General features: G+C 71.2%; 7 protein-coding genes. 5 read left to right on the top strand and 2 right to left on the bottom strand.

Annotated elements, in window-relative coordinates:
* Positions 1 to 582: 582 nt before the first annotated feature.
* The 4 genes from Apa02nite_RS38270 to Apa02nite_RS38255 all read left to right on the top strand — a co-directional run bounded on the left by Apa02nite_RS38270 (position 583) and on the right by Apa02nite_RS38255 (position 4270).
* Positions 583 to 2364: a glycoside hydrolase family 6 protein gene (locus Apa02nite_RS38270; RefSeq protein ID WP_203829403.1), complete on the top strand. Its 1782-nt coding sequence runs from the start codon at positions 583 to 585 to the stop codon at positions 2362 to 2364.
* A gap of 90 nt (positions 2365 to 2454) precedes the next feature.
* Entirely contained in the window at positions 2455 to 2919 is a 465-nt protein-coding gene (locus Apa02nite_RS38265; RefSeq protein WP_203829402.1) for a MarR family winged helix-turn-helix transcriptional regulator, read from the top strand.
* On the top strand, positions 2916 to 3524 hold the full coding sequence (locus tag Apa02nite_RS38260; protein WP_203829401.1) for a hypothetical protein: 609 nt from the start codon (positions 2916 to 2918) through the stop codon (positions 3522 to 3524). Before Apa02nite_RS38265 ends, Apa02nite_RS38260 begins: the two co-directional genes overlap by 4 nt.
* A complete protein-coding gene (locus Apa02nite_RS38255; RefSeq protein ID WP_203829400.1) occupies positions 3521 to 4270 on the top strand; it encodes a PP2C family protein-serine/threonine phosphatase in 750 nt (249 codons plus the stop codon). Before Apa02nite_RS38260 ends, Apa02nite_RS38255 begins: the two co-directional genes overlap by 4 nt.
* 4 nt (positions 4271 to 4274) lie before the next feature.
* Here Apa02nite_RS38255 and Apa02nite_RS38250 read toward each other — a convergent pair whose 3' ends face one another.
* The gene (locus Apa02nite_RS38250) at positions 4275 to 4850 is read right to left on the bottom strand and encodes a DUF3455 domain-containing protein (protein WP_203829399.1); all 576 of its coding nucleotides are present in this window, start codon (positions 4848 to 4850) and stop codon (positions 4275 to 4277) included.
* 51 nt (positions 4851 to 4901) lie between these two features.
* Entirely contained in the window at positions 4902 to 5699 is a 798-nt protein-coding gene (locus Apa02nite_RS38245; RefSeq protein ID WP_203829398.1) for a hypothetical protein, read from the bottom strand.
* A gap of 375 nt (positions 5700 to 6074) precedes the next feature.
* Between Apa02nite_RS38245 and Apa02nite_RS38240 the strand changes: the two genes are divergently transcribed.
* Positions 6075 to 7357 (top strand): translation initiation factor III (locus Apa02nite_RS38240; protein ID WP_203829397.1); only part of this gene is annotated, 1283 nt, incomplete at its 3' end.

Raw genomic sequence — 7357 nt, 5'->3', positions numbered from 1 at the left:
TTCGCGGTGCTTGAGACAGCTCTCAGCGCCGGCCCGGGGGTCGGTGCTCGCGCTTGCGGTCCGGGGCGGGACTGTGCCGCGCCTGAGATGTACCGATCACGTGGTTTGCCGTCCTGGAGCGGGGCGGTGGAAGTCCGCGCTGCGGGTTCGCGTGCTGCTGCCGCCCTCATGGGGGTGGCAGCAGCACGCACAAACCCATCGCGCACCGCCACCGCCCCCCGGACTCGGCGATCGCGTGCTCTTGCCGCCCGGTGAGCGGCGATCGCGTGCTCCTGCCGCCCCGCAGGTGCGGGTGCGGATCGCGTGCTCCTGCCGCCCCGCGAGTTCCGATCGCGTGCACTCACCGCCCTTGCGCCCCCGATCACGCGCCCCGAGCGCGCCGCCCCACGCTGCGGGAAACCCCCTCCGGCAGCCTGCCGCACCCCGCGTGAACCAGGGGTTGCCCAACTGTTTCCGGATCATTGCGCTGGGAGCGCTCCCATGTAATGCTGTCCGCGTCGGCCAACGATCCCCACCGATGTGTTGGTCGCCGCTCCCATTGGCGTTCATCATTGGCGCCGCCGTACGTCTCGAGGAGTCCTGATGAGACCCATTTCCACCCGGGCCCGCGCCCTCACGGCAGCCGCCGCCGTGAGTGTCGTGGCCGGTGCCGGCGCGGTCGCCGTGACGACCGACGCCAGCGCGGCCGCGGGCTGTCGTGTCGACTACTCGGTGAACCAGTGGAGCACTGGTTTCACCGGCAACGTCACGGTCACCAACCTCGGTGACGCGATCACCGGCGGCTGGAATCTGACCTGGACCTTCGCCGGCAACCAGACGGTCACGCAGGCCTGGAGCGCCACCGTCACCCAGTCCGGCCAGAACGTCACGGCGACGAACCCGTCCTGGGCGTCCTCGCTCGGCACGAACGGCACGGCGAACTTCGGTTTCAACGCGAACTACTCGGGCACCAACGCCACGCCCGCCACGTTCAAGCTGAACAACGTCGCCTGCACCGGCAGCGTCCCGACCTCGCCGAGCGCGAGCACGAGCCCCTCCACGAGCACCAGCCCGTCGACCAGCCCGTCCTCGAGCCCGTCGACGAGCCCCTCGACGTCGACGAGCCCGGGCGTCAAGGTCGACAACCCGTACTCGGGCGCGAAGGGTTACATCAACCCGGAGTGGAAGGCCAAGGCCGACGCCGAGACCGGCGGCAGCCGGGTCTCGAACAACCCGACCGCGGTCTGGCTGGACCGGATCGCCGCGATCGCGGGCACCACGGACAGCAGCTCGAACGGTGCGATGGGGGTCCGGGCGCACCTGGACGCGGCTCTCGCCCAGGGCGCCGGCTACATCCAGTTCGTGATCTACAACCTGCCCGGCCGGGACTGCGCCGCGCTCGCCTCCAACGGTGAGCTGGGCCCGAACGACCTGCCGCGCTACAAGGCCGAGTACATCGACCCGATCGCCGCGATCCAGGCCGACGCGAAGTACAAGAGCCTGCGCATCATCAACATCGTCGAGATCGACTCGCTGCCGAACCTCGTCACCAACACCTCCGGCCAGGCCGGCGGCACGGCGATGTGCGACACGATGAAGGCCAACGGCGGGTACGTGCAGGGCATCGGTTACGCCCTGAACAAGCTCGGCGCGCTGAGCAACACCTACAACTACGTCGACGCCGCGCACCACGGCTGGATCGGCTGGGACTCGAACTTCGGCCCGACCGCGGACATCATGCTGCAGGCCGCGCAGGCCTCCGGCAGCGTCAACAACGTCACCGGCTTCATCACCAACACGGCCAACTACTCGGCGCTGCAGGAGCCGTGGGTCCAGCCGACCACCACCGTCGGTGGCACCAGCGTCCGGCAGTCCAAGTGGGTCGACTGGAACCAGTACACCGATGAGCTGACGTTCGCCCAGGCGTTCCGGACGAAGCTGGTCTCGATCGGCTTCAACAGCAACATCGGCATGCTGATCGACACGTCCCGCAACGGCTGGGGCGGCTCGGCCCGGCCGACCAAGGCGAGCACCTCCACGGTCGTGGACACCTACGTCAACGAGTCGCGGATCGACCGCCGCATCCACGCCGGCAACTGGTGCAACCAGTCCGGCGCCGGCCTCGGCGAGCGTCCCAAGGCGGCTCCGGCCGCGGGCATCGACGCATACGTCTGGGTGAAGCCCCCGGGTGAGTCGGACGGCTCCTCCTCGCTGATCCCGAACGACGAGGGCAAGGGTTTCGACCGGATGTGCGACCCGACCTACACCGGTAACGCCCGCAACGGCAACAGCCTGAGCGGCGCCCTGCCGAATGCCCCGATCTCGGGTGCCTGGTTCTCCGCCCAGTTCCAGCAGCTGATGGCGAACGCCTACCCGGCGCTGTAAGCGCGACGAAGACCCCGCCCCGGGCAACCCGGGGCGGGGTCTTTAATACAGATATTGTGAACCAGGTACATGATGAAGTACCGTCACGATATGGGTGACGACGAACGCTACGCCGGCGGCCTCGACCGGATCCTCGAGCTGGTCGTGCTGCTCAACGACGACATGACGAAGAGCCTGGCGGCGCAGGGCCTGAGCGTCTCCCGGATGACGCTGCTCTGGACGCTGCGCAGCCTGGGCCCGAGCCCGCAGCGGGCCCTCGCCGAGGCGCTGAGGGTCACCCCGCGGGCGATCACCGGCCTGGTCGACGGCCTGGTCGCGGGCGGCCTGGTGACCCGCGAGCCGCACCCCGCCGACCGCCGCGCCACGCTGGTCACCTGCACCGAGCGGGGCACCGCCCTGCTCGACGAGACCGCCGGGCAGCAGCGCGAGTTCGGCCGGCAGCTGTTTGCGCACATGCCGGTCGCCCGCTTCGACGCCCTGGTCGCCGGGCTCGACGACGTGCTCGCCACCCTGCACGGCCTGGGCCTGGTCCACCAGCCGGGGGTGACGGAGTGATCGGCCTCGGGAAAAAAGTCGTGCTCTACGAGCTGCGCCTCTGGGCCGCTCTCTTCCGCTGGATCCTCCGCCGGCCGCTGCCGCTCGAGCCCGGCGCCCAGCGGTTCACCTACCACCGCGCGGTCACCCTGATCCTCGGCGCGCTCCTCGGCGTCTCGGTGATCGAGCTGCCGATCCTGCACTTCGTCCTGCCCTGGGAGACGATCCGGATCGCGTCGCTGGCGCTCGGCGTCTACGGCCTGTTCTGGATGGTCGGCCTGCTCGCCACCATGCACGTGCACCAGCACCTGGTCGGCCCGTCCGGCCTGCGGATCCGCAACAGCCTCACCCTCGACCTGCCGATCTGCTGGGACCGGATCGCCGCGATCGAGGTGCGCCGCCGGTCGATGCCGCCGGGCGGGCAGACCCAGCTGGAGGACGGCGTGCTCTCGCTCGGCATGGCCGGCCAGACCAGCGTCGACGTGCGCCTGACCGAGCCCACCGTGGTCGCGGTCCGCAAGACCCGCGGGCAGCCGGCCACCACGATCCGGTTCCACGCCGACGAGCCGGAGGCGCTGGTCGCCGCGGCCCGCGAGCACCTGAACACCCGGGTCGGTGAGGCGTGAGCGCCGAGGTGTCCTGGCGGATCGGCGCGTGCCGGGTGGCCGCGGCCGCCGGGAGCGTCACCGGTGTGCGCTACGACCGGAACTACGACGTGCTGCACCTGGCCGCGGACCGGCCGCTCGCGATCGTCGCGGACGGGATGGGCGCGGGTGAGGGCAGCGCCGCCGCCGGACGACTCGCGGTGGAGACGTTCGCGACGCGGTGCGCCGATCCGGCTCCGGCCGCGCTGCGAGGCGTCGTTTCCGAGGTGCATTCCCTCGTACGAGACAAAGCGCGAACCCTGAGTGAGCTGACCGGATGCACCCTGACCGCGGTGACCGGCGTGGGTGCCGACGGCGGTGGCGAAGCCGCCGTCCGGATCGTGCAGCTCGGCGACTCCCGCGCCTACCGCCTGCGCGCCGGCCTGCTGGAGTTGCTCACCGTCGACCACACGGTCGCCTGGCTCGGCCTGGTGCACGGCTGGTACGCCGCCGGCGACCCGCACGCGCAGGCCGACGGGTACCGGCTGACCCGGTACGCCGGCCACCCGGACCGGCCCGACCCGGACGTGCTCGACGTGCCGCTGCGCCCCGGTGACCGTCTGCTGCTCTGCACCGACGGGGTGTCCGGCCAGCTCGACTACCAGCAGCTGGCCCGCCTGCTGGACGAAGGCCGGCCGGCCGGAGCGGTCCGGGCCCTGCTGGACGCGACGCTGGCGGCCGGTGGTCAGGACAACGCGACCGCGATCGTCCTGGCGGTCACGCGGTGACGGGTCACTTCTTGGTGAAGAAGCGGTAGAGCGCGCGGTAGGGGACCGCGACCGGCTGGTCGCCGCCGCAGGAGGTGGCCGGGGCGGCGCCGCCGTGCGTGTCGATGCGCTGGATCCAGGTGACCGGGCCGAACAGGCCGCCGCCCCGGTTGCCGGTGGCCCTGTAGAGCGACAGCGGCAGGCTGCCGGGCTCGGTGGCCGGCTCGGTGACCGGGTCGGTGCCCTGGACCATCGAGCCGTCCTGGTCGGAGACCCAGGCCGGGCCGCGGAAGTGCACCGCGGTGACCTTGCGGGCCGGGTTCACCGTCGTCCCGGTCAGGGACGCGGCCGGCTCGAGCGGCTGCCACATGCTGCGCTTGCACTCGTAGATCTGCACGCCGCGGGCCCGGAGCACGGCGTGCACCTCGGTGCCGGCCGGCGGCTGCAGCGTGGCCGGCACGACCGGCGCACCGGGGGTGCCCACGGCCGGCGCGGCGGACGCCGCTCCGGCGGGCAGGGCGGCGGAGATCAGGGCGAGCGCGCTGAACACACCCGCGATCCTGGCGGTACGGGCCACGAAGTCCTCCCGAGAAACGGTCACGATAAGGGAACTTTAGTACCTTTCGTGCCGTTTGTCGGGTATTTCGGCCGGTTACGGCATCGTGTAGAAACCGGTCGGCAGCGTCTGGGCCCGCTGGCGCGCCGCCTTCGTCCGGGACCGCAGCCGCAGCAGCAGGAGCAGGCCGAGGAAGAAGAACACCCCGCCGACGATCAGGCCCGGCCCGAGCAGGTTGCTGTCGCTCGCCGCGGGGGAGAGGGCCTGCGGGCTCTGCGTCACGGCCGCCCGGGTGGGCGGGGTGGTGTCGGCCGGCGTCGCTTCCTCCTCCTCGTCCTCGGTGGGCTCCGGCGAGGCGGAGGTCCTCGACGGTGACGGCGTCGGTGACGAGGTGGCCACCTGGCCGGTCACCTCGGTGGTCGCGCCACCCGCGGTGAGCAGCGTGTTCGCCTCGTCGAACGCCCGCACCTCGAACCGGACCCGGCCGCCGTCACGCCCGGCGAAGCCGATCTGCCACTGGCCGGTCACCGTCCGGCCCCGGCACAGCGTGCCCGGGTCGAGCTGCTCGTCGACGAGCGTCGCGGTGTCCCCGTCCAGGCTGACCCGGGTGGCGAACGCGGTGTTGTTCTCGATCCGGGTCACCCGGATCCGGTCCAGCGGGACGTCGCCGCCTCGTACGATCAGGGTCCAGCGCACTTTGCGGCACTGGCGCTGGTCGGACGTGCTGACCGCGGTCAGGGTCTTCGTGTTGCCGCTCGCCTTGAACGTGGCCGGTGCGGTGACCCGTACGCCGAAGCCCGGCACGTCGGCACGCGCCGGCGCCGCCGTCAGTCCGGCCGCGCCCAGCGTCGCCCCCGCGATCGTGGCCCCGAGCAGCGCGGTGAAAATCCGCACAGCGTCCCCCCTCGTTCGTGGTCCCCTCACCCAGTAAGTTCGCCGGGCTGCCCCGAATGGTTCACCTCGTGGCCCGGGTCACTCCATGGCGCATCTTATTTTTGCCTTAAGAACCCCGGTGAACCCCTATTTTCGCAGCTCAGGTGCCAAATGCGAAAAGTAGCGACGCGATCACCGAAAAGAGTCGGCCAGAAATTTCGCACGCGTTCATCCGAAGCCCCGCCCGGCACGTAATCCGGGGAGGACACGGCCGGGGCATCGCAGGGGAAAGCACGCCACGGCCGGGTCCAGAACAACTTGAGCACGGGGTGTTCCCCACGGACACCGGCGTCCCACCGCCCACGGGACGTGACCGTTGCGGAAAAAGAGGAGTCAATGGCCCGGTCGAAGAACAATGAGCGCACCGCCAGTAGGGTGGCGGTCGACATCGGCTCCACCGGTACTCGCACCGTGCCCACGGGCGCGGTCATCCTGCTGGTGGTAAGCGTCCTGGCGGCAATCTGGGCGGTCGCGATGATGACCAAGCCCGGCCGCGTCGGGTACGTCTATTTCTTCACGTACGCAGAGTTCTACATGGGTGTGCTCACCCTGGTGTCCCTCTCCATCACCATCATGGTCGGGCTCATCTCCACCGACCGGCTGGTGCTCTCCATCCGGCAGCGCGTGCTGCTGCAGTCCACCCACCGCACCACCGGCGTGATGGCGATCTCGTCGCTCGTGGTGCACCTGTGGACCAAGACCGTCGAACACCACATCCGGGTGATCGACATCTTCATCCCGTTCCTCACCCCGACGAACACGCTGTACATCGGGCTGGGACAGATCTCCGGGTACGTCCTGTTCATGGTCACCTGGAGCGGCCTGATCCGCGCCCGGTTCATCGGCCGCGGCAAGCCGTGGATGTGGCGCGCGATCCACTCGGTCTCGTACCTGATGTGGCCGATCGCCCTGATGCACGGCCTCGGTGCCGGCCGGCCCGCGGCCACCTGGGTCATCGTCAGCTACGTCGTCTGCGTCCTGGCCGTGCTCATCGGCCTCGCGGTGCGACTGTCGGTCAGCCTGAACCGGCGCAAGGACTTCTCGTCCGCCGCCGGCCTCGGCGCCGTCAAACCGGCCAGCACGGCGCCCACCGCCGGCACCACCCGCAACCGCTTCGGCGGTGGCGGCGGCCGTGGTGGCGCCGACCTGGCAGCGCCCGCCGAGCCGGCCACCCTGAGCAGCTGGGTGCCCGCCGCGGCGCCGCCGGCCCCGCCCGCCGCACCGCCCGTTCCGGCACCGGCCGCCCAGGTCATCCCGGAACCGGCCATGCTCGCCGAGCTCGAGGCCCCGGCCCCGCGCCAGCGGCGTCCCGTCGAGGACGACCGCTTCGACGAGCCGACCCGGGCGATCTCCCGCCGCGAGTTCGAGGACGACCGGTACGAGGAGCCCGCCCCCCGCGCGCGCCGTCGTGACGAGGAGTACTACGACGACGGCCCGCGCCCGCGCAGCCGCCGGTACGCGGACGACGAGGAGGACCCCCGGGCCCGCCGCTCGTCGCTGGAGGACACCGGCGCCCGCCTGCGCCCCGACGAGACCGGAACCCGGCTGCGCCCGGACGAGACCGGCACCCGGCTGCGCCGGGACGAACTGTCCGAGACCGGCACCCGGATGCGGATGGA

This window comes from Actinoplanes palleronii, from assembly GCF_016862315.1.
GTDB lineage: Bacteria > Actinomycetota > Actinomycetes > Mycobacteriales > Micromonosporaceae > Actinoplanes > Actinoplanes palleronii.
Note: the sequence above shows the minus strand (reverse complement) of the source record. Positions and strands in the feature narration are given on the sequence as shown.